20 protein-coding genes are annotated in these 21,618 nt (G+C 40.7%); 7 read left to right on the top strand and 13 right to left on the bottom strand.

Features of this window, described 5'->3' with window-relative positions; translation table 11 throughout:
• Positions 1 to 7: 7 nt before the first annotated feature.
• The 5 genes from I8752_RS35920 to I8752_RS35900 all read left to right on the top strand — a co-directional run bounded on the left by I8752_RS35920 (position 8) and on the right by I8752_RS35900 (position 4,468).
• Positions 8 to 676: a hypothetical protein gene (locus I8752_RS35920; RefSeq protein WP_214436913.1), complete on the top strand. Its 669-nt coding sequence runs from the start codon at positions 8 to 10 to the stop codon at positions 674 to 676.
• Positions 677 to 798: 122 nt separating this feature from the next.
• Positions 799 to 1,248 (top strand): hypothetical protein, encoded by a 450-nt coding sequence (locus tag I8752_RS35915; protein WP_214436912.1) that lies wholly within the window; start codon positions 799 to 801, stop codon positions 1,246 to 1,248.
• A gap of 165 nt (positions 1,249 to 1,413) precedes the next feature.
• Complete coding sequence (locus I8752_RS35910) at positions 1,414 to 3,564, top strand: NACHT domain-containing protein (RefSeq protein ID WP_214436911.1); 2,151 nt, start codon at positions 1,414 to 1,416, stop codon at positions 3,562 to 3,564.
• Positions 3,565 to 3,819: 255 nt separating this feature from the next.
• The gene (locus I8752_RS35905; protein WP_225896128.1) at positions 3,820 to 4,065 is read left to right on the top strand and encodes a hypothetical protein; all 246 of its coding nucleotides are present in this window, start codon (positions 3,820 to 3,822) and stop codon (positions 4,063 to 4,065) included.
• The gene (locus I8752_RS35900) at positions 4,052 to 4,468 is read left to right on the top strand and encodes a putative toxin-antitoxin system toxin component, PIN family (protein ID WP_214436909.1); all 417 of its coding nucleotides are present in this window, start codon (positions 4,052 to 4,054) and stop codon (positions 4,466 to 4,468) included. The genes I8752_RS35905 and I8752_RS35900 overlap by 14 nt, the downstream gene beginning before the upstream one ends.
• Positions 4,469 to 4,584: 116 nt before the next feature.
• On the opposite strand, the gene I8752_RS35895 is transcribed toward I8752_RS35900, so the two are convergent.
• Positions 4,585 to 5,508: a ParB/RepB/Spo0J family partition protein gene (locus tag I8752_RS35895; RefSeq protein ID WP_214436908.1), complete on the bottom strand. Its 924-nt coding sequence runs from the start codon at positions 5,506 to 5,508 to the stop codon at positions 4,585 to 4,587.
• Entirely contained in the window at positions 5,509 to 6,270 is a 762-nt protein-coding gene (locus I8752_RS35890; RefSeq protein WP_214436907.1) for a ParA family protein, read from the bottom strand.
• Between the two features lie 69 nt (positions 6,271 to 6,339).
• On the opposite strand from I8752_RS35890, the gene I8752_RS35885 reads away from it, so the two are divergent.
• Together I8752_RS35885 and I8752_RS35880 are read left to right on the top strand one after the other, a co-directional pair.
• Complete coding sequence (locus I8752_RS35885; RefSeq protein WP_214436906.1) at positions 6,340 to 6,522, top strand: hypothetical protein; 183 nt, start codon at positions 6,340 to 6,342, stop codon at positions 6,520 to 6,522.
• Between the two features lie 168 nt (positions 6,523 to 6,690).
• On the top strand, positions 6,691 to 10,029 hold the full coding sequence (locus tag I8752_RS35880; protein WP_214436905.1) for a hypothetical protein: 3,339 nt from the start codon (positions 6,691 to 6,693) through the stop codon (positions 10,027 to 10,029).
• 132 nt (positions 10,030 to 10,161) lie between these two features.
• Here the strand turns inward: I8752_RS35880 and I8752_RS35875 are convergent, their stop codons facing one another.
• The 11 genes from I8752_RS35875 to I8752_RS35825 form a co-directional block, all read right to left on the bottom strand.
• The gene (locus I8752_RS35875) at positions 10,162 to 11,181 is read right to left on the bottom strand and encodes a ComEC/Rec2 family competence protein (protein ID WP_225896127.1); all 1,020 of its coding nucleotides are present in this window, start codon (positions 11,179 to 11,181) and stop codon (positions 10,162 to 10,164) included.
• The gene (locus tag I8752_RS35870) at positions 11,165 to 11,860 is read right to left on the bottom strand and encodes a hypothetical protein (protein WP_225896126.1); all 696 of its coding nucleotides are present in this window, start codon (positions 11,858 to 11,860) and stop codon (positions 11,165 to 11,167) included. Before I8752_RS35870 ends, I8752_RS35875 begins: the two co-directional genes overlap by 17 nt.
• Positions 11,861 to 11,871: 11 nt before the next feature.
• The gene (locus I8752_RS35865; protein WP_214436902.1) at positions 11,872 to 13,920 is read right to left on the bottom strand and encodes a sensor histidine kinase; all 2,049 of its coding nucleotides are present in this window, start codon (positions 13,918 to 13,920) and stop codon (positions 11,872 to 11,874) included.
• Positions 13,921 to 14,190: 270 nt separating this feature from the next.
• Entirely contained in the window at positions 14,191 to 14,787 is a 597-nt protein-coding gene (locus I8752_RS35860; RefSeq protein WP_225896125.1) for a tyrosine-type recombinase/integrase, read from the bottom strand.
• Positions 14,788 to 15,049: 262 nt separating this feature from the next.
• A complete protein-coding gene (locus tag I8752_RS35855) occupies positions 15,050 to 15,325 on the bottom strand; it encodes a hypothetical protein (protein ID WP_214436901.1) in 276 nt (91 codons plus the stop codon).
• The gene (locus I8752_RS35850; RefSeq protein ID WP_214436921.1) at positions 15,322 to 16,785 is read right to left on the bottom strand and encodes an ISLre2 family transposase; all 1,464 of its coding nucleotides are present in this window, start codon (positions 16,783 to 16,785) and stop codon (positions 15,322 to 15,324) included. Before I8752_RS35850 ends, I8752_RS35855 begins: the two co-directional genes overlap by 4 nt.
• A 262-nt stretch (positions 16,786 to 17,047) precedes the next feature.
• Positions 17,048 to 18,499, bottom strand: a complete 1,452-nt coding sequence (locus I8752_RS35845) for an ATP-binding protein (RefSeq protein WP_214436900.1) — start codon at positions 18,497 to 18,499, stop codon at positions 17,048 to 17,050.
• On the bottom strand, positions 18,496 to 19,065 hold the full coding sequence (locus I8752_RS35840) for a hypothetical protein (protein WP_214436899.1): 570 nt from the start codon (positions 19,063 to 19,065) through the stop codon (positions 18,496 to 18,498). Before I8752_RS35840 ends, I8752_RS35845 begins: the two co-directional genes overlap by 4 nt.
• Positions 19,066 to 19,129: 64 nt before the next feature.
• Complete coding sequence (locus I8752_RS35835) at positions 19,130 to 19,771, bottom strand: hypothetical protein (protein ID WP_214436898.1); 642 nt, start codon at positions 19,769 to 19,771, stop codon at positions 19,130 to 19,132.
• A gap of 260 nt (positions 19,772 to 20,031) precedes the next feature.
• Entirely contained in the window at positions 20,032 to 20,670 is a 639-nt protein-coding gene (locus tag I8752_RS35830) for a hypothetical protein (protein WP_214436897.1), read from the bottom strand.
• Between the two features lie 12 nt (positions 20,671 to 20,682).
• Positions 20,683 to 21,087, bottom strand: a complete 405-nt coding sequence (locus tag I8752_RS35825; RefSeq protein WP_214436896.1) for a hypothetical protein — start codon at positions 21,085 to 21,087, stop codon at positions 20,683 to 20,685.
• Positions 21,088 to 21,618 lie beyond the last annotated feature (531 nt).

The following is a 21,618-nucleotide window of genomic DNA, read 5'->3' as shown; positions in this document are numbered from 1 at the left end:
ATTGATTGTGGATGCCAATTCAATTTTGCAGCAAGCTTTAGGTAACTTCTGCTCACAAGTGCTTGAAGATACAAGTTTTGTGGCGAAGGCGTTTAAGCAGATACATCAGATGAAGCGGGAGTTTGGCAAAGGGTATGCCTTAATTAATGTTGGAGAGTTTCGCCCCGACAAAGGTGAATTCATTTACCCAGAAAAAGATGGGCTTGGAACTTTATGGCTGGATGAGTCAACAACTCATCAATATCTAAACAGTGAAATGGCCACTAACGTTTTGAACGTTGTCGATCACGAATGCTGCCCCCCTCACCACGAAGTTTTCATTTTCATGGGCAGTATTGATAATGGTGATCACGTAAAAGTTGGTCGATACAGTGTAGCTGTCATGAGTTTCGATGTTGCTGACCCCTACCGCATTAGACCCTCATCAATTACATCTAAGCAAATTGAGAAACGGTTGCGACGGATGGCTACTAGCGGAGTCCGTCTGCTGATTCTCGATACCTCTAATCCTGATGTTATGGGTAAGAACCTGGCAAAGTGGTTGCGTGAAATCAAAAGGTTAGGAAATCAAGCCTCGCAACACTTTAGTGTCATGATAGATGCTACTGATGAGTTTCCCGCAGAACTCCCGCCAGATTTGCGAGATGACTCCTGGACTATCAGGTTTGGCAATTAGTGCGCGACTGGATTACACGTAATAGCCCTTTCGTAGAATTTTGAGTTTGGCTTCGATTGGGGAATCGGGAATAGAAGCGGTGTAGTATCAATTGAATAAAGCGTTATGAGACGAGGTAGCACATGGAGCCACTGACTACTGGAGCGATCGCGTTTGCCATTTGGCTATCAGGGAAAATTATTGATTGGTCAACAGAAAAAGCTTTAGATCAAGCTGCGGAAAAGGTAATGCAACTTTTGAAAAGAAAGTTCCCTGAGACAGCAAATGCTTTACAAGCAGTAGTGGAACCTTTAGCGCTACCACCTGATGGACAAGAAGATATTGGTGAAGCTGTCTTAGTAGAAGAGGTGAAGAAAGCAGCACAAGCAGACCAAGAAATTAAGATGGCAGTAGAAGCTTTGGGAAATGATGTAAAAGAAGCTACTAAGCATAATTCTGAACTGGATAAAGCACTTAGAGAAAAGCAGAGTAATTACCAAAGCGCGATCACGAATAGCATTGAAAAAGTTGTGAACTTAGCTCAAGGAATAAAGTCTAGTATTAACATCCAAAATCAAACTATAAACTTGTGACTGAAGCCACCCGACCAGGATCGGGTAAAGTATAATCCCCTCACTGATAGATTAGAAGAACTAGATCGACTATCCATAAGTCGGTGTATATCTCTGTGGCAAGCTGCTGGTGTAACTCGCAGCCAAGCGATTGAACTTGCCAATGATACATCTATTGGCGCACCTTTGTCTAAGTTTCAACCTAATGATGAAAACCCTTTAATAATACTAATCGGTGATTTTGGTGTAGGTAAGTCATTGCTTGCACAACGCCTCTTCCAAGATGCAATTAAACAGGCCCGCAAAAATCCCGCAGCTCCTATACCTGTGGATTTAAAAGCGCAGCAGGTGGCAGGACAGTTACAAAAAACTATAGAAGAAGAAATCAGCAAGCTAGGACAGTCCTTCTCACAAGGTGTTACCGCAATCATTGACGGGGCTGACGAAGCAGGAAGCGCCTTAGCAGCACATTTACTTAATGAAGCTCGCATTCTTGTTAATACATGGGAAAAAACTACCCTAGTAATTACTAGCAGAGCTATCCCCGCTTTATCTAAAGTTGAAGAGGCTGTTCAAGTTCCTCCACTTACAGAGAATGAAGCATATGCTCTTGTAGAAAGAATTTCAAAACAACCAATTCCGCCATATGTTTCTTCCCAATGGCCGGAGTCCATCCGTCATGCTATTCGCCGACCTTTATTTGCAGTATTGCTTGGTGTCTATTTAAAAAACCAAGGCACAATAGCATCAACCTCGCCTGGGGATTTACTGTCAAATCTTGTTGAACGTTCCCTCGAAAAAGCAAGAGCAAACAACTCTAATGTTGAGCAATTACTACTATGCCTTGCTGCTCAAGCTACTGACTGTAGTATAGGTGTAGTTTCTAAGACTGACATCGGCGGAACAACATCAGAATTTCAGATGCTTTTAAATACGGGGTTAGTTGTTGAGAATGCAGGAACTATTGGTTTCCCGCTGCCAATTCTAACACAATGGTTTGCAGCGCAAAGTTTAGCTGCTGGCATCATTGACCCCAATGATCTCAAACTTGAGCCACAGCGGCTCGAACGTTGGCGCTATCCGCTAGCTATCTTTGTTGGTAATTACAGTTATGAGCAAGTATCAAAGGTACTTGTGCCACTAGTCCAGAAACATCCTGCATTTATTTCAGAGATTGTCAAGGAAGAGCTGGCAATAACAAGATGGAACGTCACACAATCAGTTCCTTTACCATTATCACTGGAATTTGGGCGAAGAATACGAACAGCGATGCAGGCATGGATAGATGGTATTGCTCCACTTTCTAAGTTAATTGCACCAGTACGTGAGGATAATACGCTTTTACCAATTGGTGTTGACGCAGACGAAATGTATCTGACAACTGGTTGGTACTGTGGTGATGAGAATCTGCCTGATATTGTTATATCGCCATTTTCTGAGCCAGAATTATTATCCAATTGGTTTGGATTAACAGGCGTTAAGGTGGCTAATCATAAATCAGCTTTGGCTTGGAATTTGACGCTTAATGAGCTTAGTAGTTCACTATCTCAATTATTGGAAAAGCGTATGCTGCCAGTCAACCACGGATCAATTTTTAAAGAAATTGTTTGGCAGACCGCACTTATAGTTACTAGTCGTGGGGAGTTAAATTATAGTCCTATTTCTCTGAGTGAAATTGAAGAATGTCTTTCTAAGTCATCATTGAATATTCCTTCTTGGGTAAACGAGTACGAATACTGCTACGGTCTTAAGCACCTTATAGCTCAAGTTAACAGCCTCCGCCAAGATGGAGAAGCCGAGTTGCATTCTCCGTGGCCTGAACCAGATATTGATATTACAGATGGATGGATATGGGAGAGCTACTCCGAACTACAATTATTAGTTCGTGCAAAAGCTGTTTACGAAGGTGCTATTGAGGGATACCAGCAACTAGTTAATACGTATTTTTCCAAATTTGCGCCCAGGCTGACAACGGCAGTAACGCTGCCAGCGCGTTTTGTAGGAAAAATTATTTTACCAAATTCATATAATAACCAACCTTGGATAATATCTTATTGGGAACCACTGCCGAAAGGCAAACAAAGCTGCGTAGACTTGTGCTTTTTTCCCACAAAAGAAAATTTATTTCCAAAAGGCTGTGATTATTCTATTTCTGTTTTGAACAGTCAACTGTTATCACTAAGGAAAGAAGCATCAACATGGCTTTACGCTTCTATAAATTCAGAAGTACTAGATGTATTCAAACCAAACTCTGCAACTGAGCTAGCTTATGAATGGTTATGTCATGACTTAAAGAAGATTGCCTGGTTTAATGGAAATATTGTGAATAGGCTGTAGTGCATCTAAATTATATTTTTTGTGTTATTACAAGAATTAGTCTTTAACGTACATTTTGGTTCCATTGCTACTCGCACACCACTAATCGGGTGGTGGCGCGGGCGCGAGTGTTCTAATTTTAAAATTGCCCTTACTTAGCATTCCATACGAAATCGATGACCATGCTACAACGCTACTCCAAACAGCATGATGGAGGAACTCTGAGCCAAGGAAGTAACATGATTAAAGATGAGAAATTATGGAAGCGAACAGACCATGATTACTAAAGAAGAAATTACTATCAAAGTCCCGTCTGAGGTAGCAGAGGCATACCGTAATGCCACGGAAGAAGAACGGGAACAAATTGAATCCCGGATTGCAGTGTTATTAAAGTCTTCAATGACAAGCAAGCAAGAAGCCATTGCCAAGCTCAGGCAAACAATGGATGAAATTGGCAGACGAGCCGCAGAAAGAGGTTTAACGCCAGAGATTTTGGAGTCAATCTTGAATGACGACGAATAAAAGACGGTTTGTGTGTGATGTCAATGTCATCATTAGCGCGGTGTTATTACCAGGGAGCAAACCAGATCGCGCACTCAGAAAAGCTCAAGACTTAGGAGAATTGTTGGTGTCCGAGTCCATTTGGCTAGAGCTAGAACAGGTACTCGCTCGACCCAAATTTAATCGGTACATCACGCCAGAAGAACGAAACGATTTCCTGGTGGATTTGTCCGAAACTGTACAGTTCATTAAAGTAACTGAACAGATTAATGAATGTCGAGATCCAAAAGATAACAAATATCTAGAATTAGCTGTCAGTGGAAAAGCAGAATGTATTGTGACCGGAGATGATGATCTGCTAGTGCTAAACCCGTGGAGAGGAATTGAGATTCTGACTGTTCAAGAATTTTTAGAAAAGAATTAGAGTGAATTACCCTACATCTGATAGGCACGCTCGTTAAGATGTAAACCTTGTCAAAACTTTTATGTTGGGGTTAATGAGTGATTTTCTCCGCTTCGGGATTTTTATACGTTTAAACCCTACCCCTCATCAGCCATCAAAGTTTCCAACTCTCTCAACAAAGATTCTAGTTTTTTCTGCTTCTGGGGATTGTCCCACACCTTTGATCTTTTCGCTTTCTTGTATGTAGCCTCTAAACGACTTTGCAGTGGTGGAGGTGTGGCAACTGGTTGTTTGGCTTTGACCTGCTGTTGAATTTCTGAAAGGGACAAAGATAGCGAAATTGCAGCTTCTAGGAGTTCAATTCTTTCTTCTTTCGATGTCAGCTTGGCAATCTCCTTGCCCTTGGTGTACTCAATTTGTCCAGCACGCAGGGCTGATAAAATCTCCTCTGGCAGTTTCAACAGTGGTAGCCGAGTGCGAACAAATGATTGCCAATTCATCTTTCCCAATTCAGCGAACACTTTTTCTACTATTTCTGCCTCGGAATTACCCGAAACGTTTCGGGTAATTTTTCCTTTGGCTTCATTCTCCATTCTGTAGAGTACAGTAGACACTGCTGCTGTTTCGCATCCCAATCGCAGCGCTAACAGTTGCAAGGTTCCTTCAGTTTCTTCTATTGGGTTTAAGTCTGACCGTTGTAGATTCTCGGTGAGCGCATACTGTACCGCTTGCTCATCCGACATCTCCCGCACCGTTATCGGCACTTCTGTTAAAGCTGCTTCTTGTGCTGCCCTATATCTGCGCTCTCCTGCCACCAACTCATACTTATCCCCTACTGGTCTAACCAATAAAGGCTGGAGGATGCCTTCACGTTTCACCGACTCCACCAAAGATTGCATAGCTTTGGGGTCAAAATAACGCCGAGGTTGAGTAGAGGGGAGAATAATCTTGTCCAGTGACACCTTAGTAGGAACTAAATTCTCATCATCCTCTTTGAACAGGGCGACGTTCTTGAGTTTGCTTCTATCAGCAGGTGGTTGGCTTGCTCGTCTGGGACTCATCTATAAAACCTCCATAGCTTCTGCTATTTCATCAAAGACGCGGAGAATAGCAGGATTTTTATTAGGGCATAATGCCAAAGGTTTACCATACTCAGCTGCTTCTGCCACTGCTGTAGCACGAGGTAGGGGAGGAAATATCGTTGCCAAACTCGACAGCTGATCGCGAATTGATTCTAAGGTTCTTTGGTCTAAGGAATTACTAGCAGAGTACATTGTGGGGAAGAATCCCGCTATCTTGAGGGAGCGGTTCAGCTTGCGCTGCACTCTGGCCACTGTTTTCAACAGCGAGTCTGTTCCCTTCAATGCCTTGAACTGACACTGAATGGGAACCAGCACATGAGTAGAGGCAACCAAGCTAATTTGACTAAGAATACCCAAGCTGGGCGGACAGTCAATCAAAATAAAATCATAGCTATCTAATAGAGGAGTGAGTACCTCTTTGAGTCGAAATTCTCGCAGTTCAGCAAATATAAGTTCTTGTTCGGCATTAGCTAGCAAAATGTTAGCAGGAGCTAAGTCTATGCCGTCTAAGTCCCGATGTATAGGGATAGGTTCCTCTTCTTCCGATATCAAGGCATCGTAAATAGTTTTTTCTAGATCGGCTGGTTCCAACCCCATGAACGTGGTGAGGGAACCTTGGGGGTCTATGTCTATTAACAATACTTGATGGTGGCGTAGTGAAAGGTGATAGCCAAGATTTTGGGCTGTCGTCGATTTGGCGACACCACCCGCTTGATTGAAGAGTGAGATTATCTTGGTCAATTTCACCGCCGCAACATGACACTGGACAAAATATAACCCATTGTGTCAAATCGTGAGCAGTGTTAAGAGATGCGATCGCAAACAGAACCCTTTATAGGGTGTTTGCCGAGATACCCTAGCTCAATTTTCAGTTCTTTTCATCTACGGCGACGGTTAACCATTAGTAATCTGGCATTTTGTGAATGGGTAGTGCTGGCAGCGATTGCTAATTCAGTAGTTCAATGGGCTAATAGTATTGCGCTGTCGCGGTAGGTATCGACATACGGAGGATTAAACCCCCTTGATCTGCATTATTAGCAATTTTGATGTCTGATACCGCACTTTTACGTAAAGGCGGGTTTTAAGTTATAGTCCACTGGCTATAATAGTATTTCTGTACTTGCAGATTGTATTGTCTTTAGACAAAGTTCTACTAGATTTATGGTTGAAAAACGTCAGCAACCTGAGTCAGCAACGTTCCGCCCTTCGGATTTTATGAGGGCACGGCGACCTTATCTTTTCTCCGATACGCAAGTAGTTGGGGAGCCGTTGCTAGATCGAAACTTTTTGGAATATCACTTAGAAACATTGACTAGCCGTAGCCAAGAAAAGGATTTTGAACATTTCTGCCGCAGATTAGCTGAAAAAGAGCTTTGTCCTAACCTTTTACCGCAAACAGGCCCCACTGGAGGAGGAGACAGCAAGGTAGACTCTGAAACCTACCCTGTATCCGATGCTGTTTCACTTCGCTGGTATGAGGGAGTTGGGCGTGAAGCTGCCTCAGAACGTTGGGCATTTGCCGTCAGTGCAAAACAACAGTGGCGTTCAAAAGTTCGTTCTGATGTCCAAGGAATTGTAGAAACGCAGCGTAGCTACACTTTAATTTATTTCATCAGTAGTCGATATATCAAAGATAAAGATCGAGCCAACATTGAAGATGAACTGAGAAAACAGTACAACATTTATGTACGAGTTCTAGATAGAACTTGGATACTCGATAAGGTGTTTCAGAACAAGCGAGAAAATCTAGCTGTAGAAACTCTTAAAATCAATTTGCCTCTTACGCCAGCTGTTAAAAAGGGGGCTTTAGACACATCTCGTGAAGCTGAATTGAAAGAACTAGAGACGCAGATAAAAGATCCTATTCGTTATCAAGGTGTCGAGTATCAACTTGTTGAGGATTGTCTTGAGGCAGCTATTCTATCACGTGAACTTGAATTACCACGTGTAGAGGTTGAGGGACGTTTTGCACGAGCCGAGCGTATAGCCGAACAATATGGAATGCATCAGCAAAAGCTTCGGTGTGCTTACGCCAAAGCATGGACTGCTTATTGGTGGCATGATGACTTTCACACGTTTAACCGCATTTACGACGATGTTGAGCGTCTAGCAATTGAAAGCAGCCAAGTCACAGATATTGAAAAATTAGCTAATCTATGGCAACTTCTGTGGACAACCGTTCAACGGTCACAACTTGAAGCCTACGATGCAAAGCTAGAAGCACGAACCAAAACTTTACATACTGAATTACAGCGTCTCCAGGCTGATCAAGATAGACCAAGCACTGCCTTACAAGCAAGATCCATTGAGTTACTAATGGATCTAAGTGAGTCCAGACATGAACCTGCTGAGTTGAAAAGGATACTTGAGGAATTTCGCAAGGTATTTGCAGAGGGCGAAGGTTTAGTCAACTTTCCCGTAGCTCCATTGATCGAGATTCTCATGGAACTCGGTAAATATTTGCCTGATGATCCTGGCTTCGATGAACTTTTTGAAGCTGTACTTATACTCTCTCAACAACGCGAGAGTAAAGCAACTTCAGGACGTATGCTTTTGACACGAGGAAGGCAAAAACTTCTTGGCGGAAACCGTTACGAAGCAATTCATCTTCTTGGTCGAGCGCAGCATAACTTAGCTATGCGTGAGTGTCATGGTGAGTTAATTGCTGCACTATCTCTATGTGCAAGTGCTTATGAGTCGATAGGCTTACTGTGGGCTGCGCGTTCCAATATGCTCCTAGCAGCATCCCAAGCTTTTAATGAGTATTGGGAAAACAGCACAATTACTATTCAAGCCTTTGCCTGTCTACAACGTCTTGTCTGGCTCGAATTACAATTAGGGCGGATTCCAATCACACTCGCTTGGATTGAAACCTCTACAGTTATTGCACAAGCAATTGGACTCAATGAAGAAGCTAAAGAGAAATTTATTAAAGAGAGGGAAACTCAAGATGCGGTACTTGGGATTCTTCTTCTTAAAACTGCCCTTAAGGATTTGCAGTGTTTAGAGTTTTTGCCAGCAGTTCTCGAAGAACTTGGGTTTCATCATTCATTCATGGCATCGTTGTACGCACTAGGTTATGAAGATTATCTTCGTTCTGAGGGTTGGATTCCAGAGGAGGAAGATGAGGCGAGTGTACGTAAGTTTTTTAATGATTGGATAGCACAACCAGCAAGTCATGACCTACCAGAACTACCAGAATTTTTAGCAGAGGGTACAGTAGAACTCCGCTCACAAGTTCTTGGCTGCAACGTAGTTGCTGAAGTTTTAAATAATAGTAGATCGCTGTTTATTGCGGAGTCAATTCTTGCTGCATTTGAAGCTTTTCTGGCAACAAGTCTTGATTCGCAATTATTCCCTCATCAACCAAATATTAGATTTCAAATAGTATCATCGGGTTCTGTTGCTAACGTTATTGATTTTCACATTAAAGAGGAAGGTGGAGAAACTCTTGAAACTCTCATAGAAGTAAAACATTCTGTCAATGAATCTTACATAGCAGACCTTAATTCTGAATCATTAGGCAAAACGCTGGCTGAATTAATTATTCGAGTAATTTTTAAGATAGCGTTTGTATCAAACCCGGAACAGTATTTTAAAGGACTTTTACAAGATGAACTGGCTTTTTCTCGCGCACTTGATTTTACAAACGTAGCTATTGCAGTTTGGAATATCTTGGGTAAAAGTCCAAAACTGCAACTTATGGACTGGAAATTGAGCGACAGTGATAAGCACTTTCCGCCTCAACGAACAAATGCCTGGAACAATGAAACAGTTCAAAATATCTCTGAAGAACGAGCTAATGTATTTTCACCCAAGCCAGGACACGGTGAGCCTCCGCCTGAACTCAAGAGTGTCGATCACCTAAAACACCGCGAACGTAAGGTCTTCTCCTTGCTTGATATTCATCTTTGGGATAAAGCTAGTTGGAGTGGAACAGGGTTCGGATTGATCCCAAATAATCGTAATCTCCCACTTTTAGAGCTTGCACTTTTGTTCCAAGATGAGAATGCAAGCAAGAAAATTTTTTATCAGTGGAGGAAAGACATTGGAGACGAAGATGTTGAGGAAAAAATCAGAGTATCTATTATTACTGGAATCGATGCTGACAATCCAGCAGCTTATCGCGTAGTTATTGGAATGAATCCTGACTGGCTAAAAGCTTCTAGTGACTCACAATTTATCCTCACGTATCGGATTAACACTATGAATCCAAGAGATTCTAGGAATCTTGACCAATTTATAGATATGTTTGAAAAGTTAGGTTTTTATATTCTTACTCCTGGCTGTGTATCTCAAGATGGTTCTAGCGCAAACTTCTTCACAGAACTTGGAATTCTGAAAAAGCAAATATTTATTCGGCCAGCATGGCAAATAGGGGAACATGATTTTGATGTTTGTGGTATTCAACCTGACGACAAGGTAATTATTCCTGAAGATGTCAAAGACCCTCCAGTAGTAAGTGCTTTGGCACGTCTCAGGAAACTAAAGTATAGGTAATTCTCTGAAAGCTACTGAGTGTAAAGTGCGGCAGTAGTTTACAGGTGTCCGCCGAGATATCCAGATTCGGATGTACACTCAAAAGCTAGCACTTATCTTGCATTTCAATCAATTTCATTACAGATATTGTACTTAAATGGACACGCTATCCGGTTCAAAGATGGATAAAAACTTTCGACATATTGGGCTAGTTACTTGATTAATAATAAACTCTTTATGTAAAGCCATCTCAGCATAAGTTGTCTTGCTACCATCTATTTTAATAGTAATAGTTCCTCCACAACAGCTATTACTATTAAGCCCTCTGGCAGGAAGTGTATTTAAATGTGTAGGCTTTGAACTAGGAAGACTAGTAGTACATTGTTTGGATAATTGAGTGCATAAAATATGAGCATCTGGGACTGAAGAAATAATACCCTCTACTATTTCTATGCGGGGATTATTAAAACGATTTCTATCAATTGAAAATATTATTAACTTTGGTTGGATAAAAGTACAAAATTGCTGGGCAAATATTTTAGGATCTGCACTTCCTGGTTTTCCACCATGATGAGGAAAAACAAGTATATCAGCACTCAAACTCTTTTGGTCTTGAATCAAATTGTCAAAGCCTACATTATCAATATCTGCTGCTAGTATAGCCACTCTATGAGAATCGTGAACTATACCTATAACGGCTGATATTGAATTGGAAGTTAATCGCCGCCCCTGTAAATCAGTTCCTCCAGCACCACTTAAATTTAATTCAGGTGTTGGTGCAAGAACTTCTATATTAACTGTACCAATGTTCAAACTTCCCGTTTTTGCTGTTGTTAATTCTGATGAAACTTTAGTTCCCCGTAGGCGTGCGTCTTTTAAAGCATAACGTACATCCTTCCAAATTTCACTTTTCTTAATTGCATCAGGGTTTATATGTACATTATGAATTTTGATATCTTCATTTGAGAGTAAGTCAATCATACCCGCAATATGATCTGCATCAGAATGGGAAATGAGAATATGTAAAATTTCTTTGATAGATAGATATTCAAGAGTTTCTACCAACGTACCCCCAGGTGGACAGTCAATAACAATTACATCATTTGCATCCCTGATTAACGCACAATTTCCATGTCCAACATCTAAAATAATAAGTTCAGGCGAGTCCGTCATCTTCATCTGGTTCAGGTGCTAATTCAAATTTCTCAAAATATAGATCATCAGCTTTTTCTGCTCCTGTGTTTACGTGAGCAAACAAACGCATATTTGGTTTTAATGCTACTCTAATATTCTCTGGAATCAGAGAAGCTGGAAAACGGACAGCCGTATAGGGATTCCAACTTGGAATAAATGCATCTATAACACGTTCATTAGATTCTTCATCAATATTAGCAATCCTAACTATCGTTCTACGAGGTTTTCTGGTACTCGGTACTTTCCCAGAAAGTTCTAAAGTACAATCCTCTATTCCCTTAGCAATACTTGAAGCATTGGCTTCATCTCGACTTAGTAGTACAGGTATTTTATGTCTCCATTTTCTAATAGAAAAAGCTGTATCCATCTGTGTAAATTGAGTTATCAACAGTGATGGAAATTTCAAATCGTATAGATTTGCAACTAATTCTGCTCCATAAAAGTTAGCAAATCCAGAATTCATCAATCGGTGATCGCACACAGCACCTTGACTATTTTCTCTAATCACAGATACTAAATCATTAACTTTGAGAAAGTGTTTATTGTCTAATAAAAATGGTTCATATCCTGCTTCTTCTACTTCCCAAGCTGTTAACTCTGCTAGGTTTTTATCATCATCAATGATAGCTATTCTTCTATCATTCAAAACTGGTGTCATGATCATAAAAATTATTCTCTAATAAGTGTTAGTTCTACAATAAATTCTGCTCCACCTAATTCCCCTTTTGGAATTGCATCTACCGAGCCTCCCAGATCAGTTACAGAATCTCTCACAATTGTCAATCCTAAACCTGTGCCACCTTCCCTAGTAGTTTTACCAGGTAGCCAAATTTCATCTAGTTTTATATTATGAATTCCTGAACCGTTATCTAAAACTTTAATTTTTAAATTACTTCCTTGAACTTCAGTTCTGATAATTACTTGACGTTCTTCTATGCGTCCACCTTCAATATTAAAAACATTTATAGCATTTGTGAAAAGATTTGTAATAATTGCTTCTAGCAAAGCATCGCTTCCATAAATACAAGGTTGAGTGTCAACTTTTTCTTTGATAACTTGAATTTTACCTTCATCAAAAAAAGTTTGAAAAACTGCAACGATATCATCAATAACACTATGAACATCTACAACACCAGTACGACGTTTTTCTCTTTTCAAAAGATGCAGCGGAAAATTAGAAAAGCGTAGTAATGACTTACTTACTTGATAAAGCTTTGTAACTGGTTCTCCTAAATAGTGTTCATATTTTTCTCCCAGAAATTTTTTACCCATTTTTTCTATTCTGTTAGCTATTTTTTCAATTGAAGTCACTGGTTTGCTAGATTCATGAGCGAAAACTGCTGCGGTTGTTCCGGCTGTAGCCAGACTACGATAAAGCTGAAGGTCTTCACGTAATACCTTGGTTTCACGTTCTGTTACAGTTTCGTATTGCTGAACAGCTTCTAGAATTTTAGGACGAGATTCTTGAGGAACTTCTTCAATAACTTCTTCAATCCTAGCTTTAGCTTGTGTAATATCACGAGGAACTTGTTTCTTAACCCTTTGTCTTTGCGTTTCAGTGACTTTAAGCCTTTCTTTCGCCATCCATTCCAACACATCAATTGCGAAGCGTTTTAACTCTAAAAAAGCTTCATTTTCAATAAAACCAAGCCTATCAGTTTTCTGAAGTAACATATCTTCAGGGTCTTTAACAATGACTTTACCAATAACTGTTTTAGTTGAAGGACGTACCTCTGGATTTCTTGCTCGTGCATAATTTAAATTCAACCAATCATCGTCCGGATCTCCATAGGGTTTTACCCGCAAACCTCGATGGTAGAGACGAACATTCCCTACTTGAGCAAGCCATTCTCTAACTTGTGTGAAAGAAACAGAAGTTTTTCTAGCTGAAAAAGTTTGAGGATTTAGAAAGAATACCCACAATTCAAATTCTGTTGGAGGTGTTTTGTAAAGCTCTTGAGAAATATCACTATGTTTTGCCTGAAAAATTACGTTATTCTGCCAGTCCAGCAAATTTGCTTCAGCAATCCCAAGTTCATTTATACTAGCTTGCAAATGATATTCGGCATCATCAAAGTAAGCATTGTTTACTTGCTTTTCAATTTCAGAAAATTCTGGAGCAATAAGTTTCAGGCTAAAACCTGCATGATTTTCAAATGGATCTGCTAGCAGTAAAAGTTCCCTAGCTAGTCTTACAATATCATGTTTATTAAAGATTTTTTTAAGATTGTTGACGATAATATCAGTTCCATGCCGTTGATTTGTACTACTTTTTTTTACATCAAAAGGAACATCTTCTACTACATCAGCTTCCTGAAAATCATCCCAATTAATCGTTAAAGAATATTCAGTTCCTGGCTCATGTTTAGGTCTAGTTTTTAAGAATACTTGAGAACCCATCTGTAGAGCCGCTAACCTACCTAATCCTTTATTACCTACAGGTAAGCGACCTAATTGAGTAACTTCACGGATAGCCTTTTTCGAGCGCCCTAGCACCAGCCATCCCTCGCTAATGGCATCTTTATCCATACCAACACCGTTATCTGAAATAATAATCGAGCCACCTATGGCACTAGTTTTGATAAGTTCTACTGTGCATTCAGTAGCATCAGCATCATAAGAGTTCTTAACCAATTCGATGATTCCTTGGTCTGGATTTGGAACGAGTTCTTCTCCCAACCTTTGCAGAATTTTTGGTGAAAACTTAAAATGCATCATTATTTAGCTACAATCTCAATAATTTTTACTTGATTAATTTAATTCGCTGTACCAATAAACTCTAGTCTTATCTAAGGCCAATAGTCAGCAAGTATAAAGAGTTGACATAATGGAGTGAGGCATAGAGACTATTTAGCCTTGATTATCTACCTAAATTTTAAATCTTCCGCTTTAGCCTAGCAAACAAGACCCTATCTTTGAGCGATCGCTAATATTCGCCTGCTTCCTTCCTAACAGAAAAGTCGCTTAAACTATATTTCTTTACATTGTTCAAAAATCCAAAGCAGAGATCGCGTTTTGCTTCTGCTTTTCGGTTACACCCAAATAACGCTCCAAAGCTGCCAAAGTCCGATGTCCCGATATCTCCTGAATGTGGCGCAACGGTATCCCAGCATCGCTCATCCTGGTTAACGCAGTCCTCCTGAAGCTGTGTGTACTAACCCCCTCAATGCCCAGCCGCACACAGGTATCTCTAAGGATTTTATCAGCACTGACCTTGTGGATGTGTCCCAACCCATGCCGCCCCGGAAACAAGAACTCCTTGCGGCGGTTCGGGTTGTACTCTTCTAAATATTCCCTAAGCTTGGGATGCACTTGAATTTCCCTTGTGTCCCGCTTGCCTTTGGTGTTGACACTACGCAGCACTAACACGCCTCTGACACCGTTGCTGCCAAACACATCTTTTAGTGCCAAAGTGCAGGCTTCATTGATCCGGCAGGCAGCATAAAGGCACACGCCAAACAAAGCCCGATCGCGTGGGTTGACAAACCCCTCGGTAAATAGGAGATTAATTTGGTCGGGGGTAAGGATTTCTGCTCGACCGAAGCGGTTTATTTTCATAGGGTCTAGCTTACATTGTCTAAACAACAAATCACAATGTAAGCGACCAAAAAGCCGAATATTTCGTCAGCGGTGACACCCGATTAAACCAGACTTATCATTCAGCCCAACACAGCGAACGCTACAACCCTCATTATTCCGTTAGCTGATTAAACTTGCTTATGTTTGCAGCGCGATAACCAATTAAAGGTATAATCTGCACCAATAGGAGAGGCTCATGTTGCGGCTGTCTCAACTGTCTACACTCACTTCTATATCCCCGGTTGATAAATTGTTGCTATCAGTGATATCAAAATTGCTTCAACCTCATCATCTCGTGAGGCCCCGACGAACTGGGGACACTTCGTTTAGAGCGGGTGGTGTCGGGGACGGGCATGAAATTATCGTAGAGTGACCAAAACTCGGCAGCCCGCCCCCGACACTCCGCTGCGCCACCCGCTCTACCCCAGTTCTTGAGGGAGCAACGCGATTTTCTGAAGTCGGGTAAAAACGAGTGAAGATGCCCTACTGCAAAGGATGCGATCGCTAAAAAATAGCGTGCAGCTAACTTGTATAAAATGTTCAAGCACTGCTGGGATTAAGAAAAGAATCAAAAATAGAATTACAAAAATTGTCCCAACTATAAGCGCACCATTGACATCGCAGATGTAACATAATCTCTGCGTTATCTGGAAGCCAAAACTTACCGTTTCCCTTCATACGTAAATTAACAGCTTGACGAATTAAACTTTCAACTGCACCACTACCAAGTGGTAGCTGATGGGAGGCAACGAGAGGATAGTTTAATAGCCGCCTACGATAAGCTTTAAGAATATAATTTCGTTCCCGAATTAAAGTTTTACAACGCTCTCCAGTAGCTGAGGCAATAAATTTACCCATATCTCTCATTAAATTTAAAGCTTGACCTTTTTTTAAAGCTTTACGAGCTTTTTTAAACCATGATTGACGCTCATTATCTGTAGTAAAAGCAGCGTCAGCAAAGTCGTGCAAATGTGAGGCTGCGTGGTAAAAATCTAATAGTTGATAAGTGGCAGATGGACATTTTAGTTTCTCCAATAAAGGTGGAATATGTTTCCAAATCCATTCAGCACCATCAGCAACTAACAAAACCTGTTTAGCTTGGCTTATTCCCAAATCAACTAGATACATTTCTAGAATATTTAGAAACTCTTGATAACCCAAATATGTCCCGTCATTAGTAATAGGTAGAGATGATGTCCTAATTTTTCTACCATGCTCATCCACTGTATAAATAGTTAATAATTTTGGCTCAACCCATTCTCCGGTAAAACCTAGACGATTAGTTTTGAGCTTACGTCTACCTTTTTTGTTAATCCGAATTCTCGTTCTCCCGCCATCCACGGCAATAACAACACGCTGGTCTTTGAGAACATTAAGAGTAGGTAGATTACCCATCTCTAAACTTGATAATTTAGATTGACGTAAATTTATGCCAATTTTCCCAAAATAATATGTGAGACGTTCTATTCGTTTTAAGCTAATTTTTACTCCCCAATCTGTTAAGATTGTGCGTGCAGCTTCAAACGAACCAGCAATTGCTCCATATTTTGTAATTGTTGTCCAAATAAGGGGTGTTAATCCTTCTTCTATTCCTAACCATTTTAGAAATGGGCAAAATCCTAACTTTAAATATTTCCCCTTTTGGTGTGATTGTTTGTAACGCTCAACCATATATGGTAATGAGAGAGTGACTTTCACATTTCCAACTGTTAGTATCTGCCTAGTATAATTACCGTACTTCTTGATTTCTTGATTTGACAAACTTCTTGTTTGATTTATTGCTATATTTAGAGCTTCTTGAGATTGAGATAGTTTATTTAGTAAAACTGCTACACATTCTCCTGCTAACCTTAATGCGGTATTTCTAATTTCTGCTTCTAATGCTTTAAAAGTTTGAGCCGACCATTTGCTCAGATTTTTAGTTTCTAAAAGTTTCGTAACTTTTTCTTTAAAGTCTGACAATGATTTGCTTAAATCTAAGCTTGAATATATTTTTTCGTTCATAAAGTGTAGGCATTCCCTGTTTTGATATTCCACATCAAAACTATTACTCAATGGGCATCCTACACTTTTTTGTTTTCATAATAAATTTAAACAACTCTCAAAATAGACTACTCTCGTGTATTCTCAGTATTAACTCCCTTGTACAAGTATTCATTTTAACTAAATATTTAAATACATGATTTAGCGATCGCTCGTTTTTTTCCCGACTTCAGAAAATCGCGTTGCTCCCGTTCTTGACAGCTAAAAAATGTTTTTCCAACGATTAATCATCAAAATCAATAGGTTGTCCGTTAAAATACTTGTGAATACTTTCAGGAGTCAACCAACTAGGAATTGTCACCTTTTTATCTACTTCTGCATCGCCCTCTGCATTATTTAAACCGTTAATTATTGCTACCTTTAAAGGTGTTTTACCATCCGCAGTTTTGCGGTCAATTTGAATAGTTCCTCTAGCTCTACCTTTAGCAGTTCCATCACTGCCACCCACAGCAGTATTAGTGAAGAAATGGGCAATACAAACTAATCTTTCTTCCGCTTTTCTAGGGTCGCTAAGAGACGCTTTAACAAACTTTTTAGCAGGTTCTTTGGTGATGTCAGACTCAGAATAGTTAGTGAATTCATCAACTAATAACTGTTGCGGTCGCTTATCAGGTTGATTATTAATTCTGTCCAGCCAACGCTCACGCGCATCATCAAAAGCCTGTCCTATCTCTGATTCTGTTTTAGCTATCAACTGAGGGCTTAAATATCTCCATGCGTTTCTAAGATTCTCCCCGGCGTGTGCATCTATCAGCTGATACAAGGGCATATCAAACAGATATTCTCTGAGCATCACAATCGAAGCTGCTAGGGTTGATTTACCGCTTCCAGCTTCTCCTAGCACCCAAACGGGCTTTTGATTGTCGATAACCTTCCACAGCCAGCCATCTTCATGATTCTTGAGTGCTTCGATTAAATCACTGATGAGGCGCTGGTCAGTCAAAGGATGATTGTCACTGTTTGCGATCGCGCTTTTGGTTTTGCCCTCAATCTTGCCCCGTTCCTGATCCGCTTTCGCCTTATCCCGCAGATTCTCAGCAATGGTTTTATCCATCACAGAATTATTAACAGCACGGGCTAGAATAAAATCCTCAAGCTGGATACGTGCCTTGGCGCGTTCGTTCTCCTCATCAGTCAGTCCTAGTGCTTTGCGTTCTTCTGTGTCCAGTCCTGACAGTCCATCTTTCAGGCGCTCAGTGTAAAGCTGGGTCGAATGCTGCTTAACTTCTCGTTTGTGCTTGTTTTGCTGCCAAGTTGCATAGTCGCCAGTCTTTTCGAGTTCCCCCAATTCATAATCCGTGCGCTTGAGGCGTTGCGAACGCACGAGCAAGCAACCCACAATACCCCATAGCCCAATAACTGCAACCCCGTACCCAAGCAACTGATTAGGGTTGTCTGTGGGCAAATCACGCACCCATTGAATTGCATCACCTTTGTAGGGAATGATACTGCCATACAGCCCGTAACGTTGCCATTCTTCAGTCAGGACATAACGCGGCTGGTTGCAAAAACGCTTATCCAGCGCTATTTGACTTTCTACATCGCTTGCAGACTTTGGGCAGAACTGAATTTGTGTCAAATCGTAAGGCTGGCGTGTTTGCGATGTTGCCAGCCCCGTGATTGCAGCTACACCACACACACCAGCCAGCGCTAACTCGACAACACCTTGTTTCATTCTCGTACCTTAAAAATAATTGCAATGGAACCAATGAATAAAGCCACCGCGACTGCAATACTTACCCAAGGGTCTGATTGTGGATTTTGTTTTTCAATGGTTTGGATATCTTGATTAATCTGGGTCACAGTTTCTTTAGTCAAATTCTCAAAATACTTATAGTCTTTAACAGCTAACCAAGTTGTGACACCAGCAAACACTAAGCCACCAGCAGTTTTAAACAGATTTTGCATATTATCAACCTCTAATCCGTCACTGTTGTAATTAATTCTCAAGCCCGTTAACCCAGCCAGAGAGCCAACGCTGCATATAGAAAACGAGAGCGTAATTGCCAACCACAAGTTAACGCCACCGCCAGTTATTAATAGATATTTAGCTAGAAAAAATCCTGTAGAATTTAGCGACCAGCCAACAAAGAAACGAGTCAATTTATCAGTTGTATTGATAACATCTTGACGGTGCTGCTTGCGTGACTCCAGGTGTGATATTAAGTCTTTTGGTAAGGGCGTATCTGGAGCGATTTCGCTTACTAGTTCTTCTTGGTTGTCCTCAATATCGTATGTCATGTTAGCACCAAGATATTTACTTGCCCGACAGTAACTTTATGCGGTGGCTGTCGGGCTTGAACTGTCAAAAGCCTAATAGAGCATCCTTGATTTTTTGCACAATTGAACGTCCGGCATATTGCTTTTTCGGCTTGAAATCATCACGAGCGTTATCACCCATTTCTAAGTAATACTTGCCCAGTTCTTTATCATGTTGCAGGTCAATTGTTTGCTGTCTAATGTCTGTCTGTAATTCTGTCTGCAACATCTTATATTCGCCATCAACTTGCATCATGTGCTTGTCCACCCATGATTTCAGCTTGATGTGATCTGTTGCTTGTTGATGACGTAGAGCTTCTTTATCCTGAGATGAAGCGAAATCAAGTTTCATTTCTTCTAGGATATTCGCTAGATGAGTGTCAGCTAAAATTGTTGACTGCACTGCTCTTTCAATCTTCTCACCGCTAACACCAGCTTGTTTGTAGATGTCGCTGAGGACTACATTTAAGTCTTCAGTGCCTTTGATGGCAGCTAACATTTGCTCTCTTACTTGTGGGGCGAATTCACTAATCTTTGCCCCGTCATTACCCATTTGTCCTATCAGCTTTAGGGCTGTTTTATCACCTGTTAGCGCTCTGACTACTAGGTTAGTAGATGCGTTAAACTTATTTTTTAATTGGCGCTCTAGGTTGCGTGATTTGGAAGTTACCTGATTCTTGAGCTTCATTGAATTTTTCACAGCGATACTCTTTTGATGGGGTAAATATTTGAGTGCAGTGATACTCCATTGTTCTTACGTATTGCTCAATAGCTGACTTTCGTTTGAGATATTGCTGATAGTTTGAATGTTCTTTTATTGGCAGATATACCCAGTAATGTAAGGGCAAAATCATAGCAGCAAGCGCACCCAAACTAACAGCAATTCTTGAGAAGTAGCTCAGACTGTAAAAGCGAATTACCAAGCATTCAAGCAGTGTCAATTCATCGCTATTGAACCGTGTTGAGCCTAGCGAGGATGCCTGAGAGTTGGCTTTTAGTTTGATTACGGCTAGCCTCCAAAGCCGCACTAATGCCCGTTAAGCCAAGTGATAGCTTATCTCTGCTTTGTTCGTGACGATTAACTACGCGCTCTTTAACCCTAGTCAACGTCTGGTCAATCTTTGCGTCAACTTGATTGGCTGAAAAGTCAGCATAAGCGAGTAGTGCTGTTTCTACCTGTTCTAGAATTTCGTCAAAGGTGTTTGCTGAGGTGTCAACGCTATCGGCTATGTCATTAATTTGTTGTTCTGAGAGAATTACACCCATTTGTGAGGCTTTATTCGCGATCATCTCTCCTACATCTTGAGGGGCCACCGCCAGCGCACTTGTTTCAAGTTCAGTCTCGGCTTGAAGGGACTCTACTTCTGTTAGCAATTTTTCTTCAACGGGTTCATCAGCTATGGATAATTGGCTGGTCGCTTTGGCTTTGAGATATTCAACTGCTTGGCTCAATTGGTCTTTGGTGGGATTGTTAAGGTTATCGCATTCTACAGCGAGTGCAGCTTGAGTGTAATCATCTTTGGTGAATCCTTGATAGCCCTGTTTGTACAAGCGAGCGCGGACGTTATTAGTAAATTTGTCAGACATGGTGATTGCTCCTTATTCGGCTATTGCTAAAACTGAGATGTTTGCGGATTTCATCGTTTGCGATCGCTTATTGATTGCCCATTTGGCAGCGACGAACGCGACAAGGGCTAAATCTTTGCTGTGGTAGACATCTTGGGCGCTGAAAGACAGTTCAGCTTGACTAAACCAGTAGTAACGAGTGCTACGTGGTACGTCGTCAAGGTTGATTTTTAGATGCTCTGCCAGCGCTATTAGGAATTGCTGACCTGTGTATTGAACGAACTGTGCATCATAGAAGTGTTTAAAGGCTTGCCAGCGCTCGTTAAAATCAGAGGTTCTAAAAGAAAAGGCTGGACACTTACGCTTCAATTGAGCATAGGTTTCAACAACGTTTTGAGCATTTGGTGATTCAATTTCAAGTGAGAAATATTGTTTCAAGGATGCAACTATGTGTAGTGACCTGCAATTATAAATCCTCCAACCTGCAATCATCGCTGTTTTCAACCAGGATTATTTGCAACTATAATTCCAGTTGAGCCAGGATTAAATGCAACTGAGCCAGGATTATTTGCAACCAGCCTGCAATCATCCGTTTCGACCAGAATTAATTGCAAATAAGCTCAACACTTTACTATGACTAAGTTTTCACTTCTTGACAGAAGTTTGTCAAAAAACTCATTTCAGAATTTGATAAATTAACAATGAATTCTTTACCGAGTTTTTTTACTTGAAAACTAACGCTTTAACGTTCCGAAAGCCTTACTAAGATTGCAGTTAAGAAAACATTCGTTTTTTTTACTTTTATAGTTGCATTTAATCCTGGCTCAAACCGATGATTGCAGGTTGGTTGCATTTAATCCTGGCTCAGTTGCAAATAATCCTGGCTGAAGCACAATTATAGTTGCAGATAATCCTGGTTTGTAAATGTCTTGATTGCAGGTTTGAGCGATTAGTATTGCAGGTCACTAC

It is taken from the genome of Dendronalium phyllosphericum CENA369 (genome assembly GCF_016056275.1).
In the GTDB taxonomy this organism is placed as follows: Bacteria; Cyanobacteriota; Cyanobacteriia; order Cyanobacteriales; family Nostocaceae; genus Dendronalium; species Dendronalium phyllosphericum.
The sequence above is the reverse complement of the archived record's forward strand: the minus strand, read 5'-3'. Positions and strand labels throughout refer to the sequence as shown.

Bases quoted from the DNA above. Each gene is read 5' to 3' on its own strand.
- I8752_RS35915 (WP_214436912.1), top strand. From the start codon at position 799: ATGGAGCCACTGACTACTGGAGCGATCGCGTTTGCCATTTGGCTATCA.
- I8752_RS35905 (WP_225896128.1), top strand. From the start codon at position 3,820: ATGATTACTAAAGAAGAAATTACTATCAAAGTCCCGTCTGAGGTAGCA.
- I8752_RS35900 (WP_214436909.1), top strand. From the start codon at position 4,052: ATGACGACGAATAAAAGACGGTTTGTGTGTGATGTCAATGTCATCATT.
- I8752_RS35895 (WP_214436908.1), bottom strand. From the start codon at position 5,508: ATGAGTCCCAGACGAGCAAGCCAACCACCTGCTGATAGAAGCAAACTC.
- I8752_RS35885 (WP_214436906.1), top strand. From the start codon at position 6,340: ATGCGATCGCAAACAGAACCCTTTATAGGGTGTTTGCCGAGATACCCT.
- I8752_RS35880 (WP_214436905.1), top strand. From the start codon at position 6,691: ATGGTTGAAAAACGTCAGCAACCTGAGTCAGCAACGTTCCGCCCTTCG.
- I8752_RS35875 (WP_225896127.1), bottom strand. From the start codon at position 11,181: ATGACGGACTCGCCTGAACTTATTATTTTAGATGTTGGACATGGAAAT.
- I8752_RS35870 (WP_225896126.1), bottom strand. From the start codon at position 11,860: ATGACACCAGTTTTGAATGATAGAAGAATAGCTATCATTGATGATGAT.
- I8752_RS35865 (WP_214436902.1), bottom strand. From the start codon at position 13,920: ATGATGCATTTTAAGTTTTCACCAAAAATTCTGCAAAGGTTGGGAGAA.
- I8752_RS35850 (WP_214436921.1), bottom strand. From the start codon at position 16,785: ATGAACGAAAAAATATATTCAAGCTTAGATTTAAGCAAATCATTGTCA.
- I8752_RS35845 (WP_214436900.1), bottom strand. From the start codon at position 18,499: ATGAAACAAGGTGTTGTCGAGTTAGCGCTGGCTGGTGTGTGTGGTGTA.
- I8752_RS35840 (WP_214436899.1), bottom strand. From the start codon at position 19,065: ATGACATACGATATTGAGGACAACCAAGAAGAACTAGTAAGCGAAATC.
- I8752_RS35835 (WP_214436898.1), bottom strand. From the start codon at position 19,771: ATGAAGCTCAAGAATCAGGTAACTTCCAAATCACGCAACCTAGAGCGC.
- I8752_RS35830 (WP_214436897.1), bottom strand. From the start codon at position 20,670: ATGTCTGACAAATTTACTAATAACGTCCGCGCTCGCTTGTACAAACAG.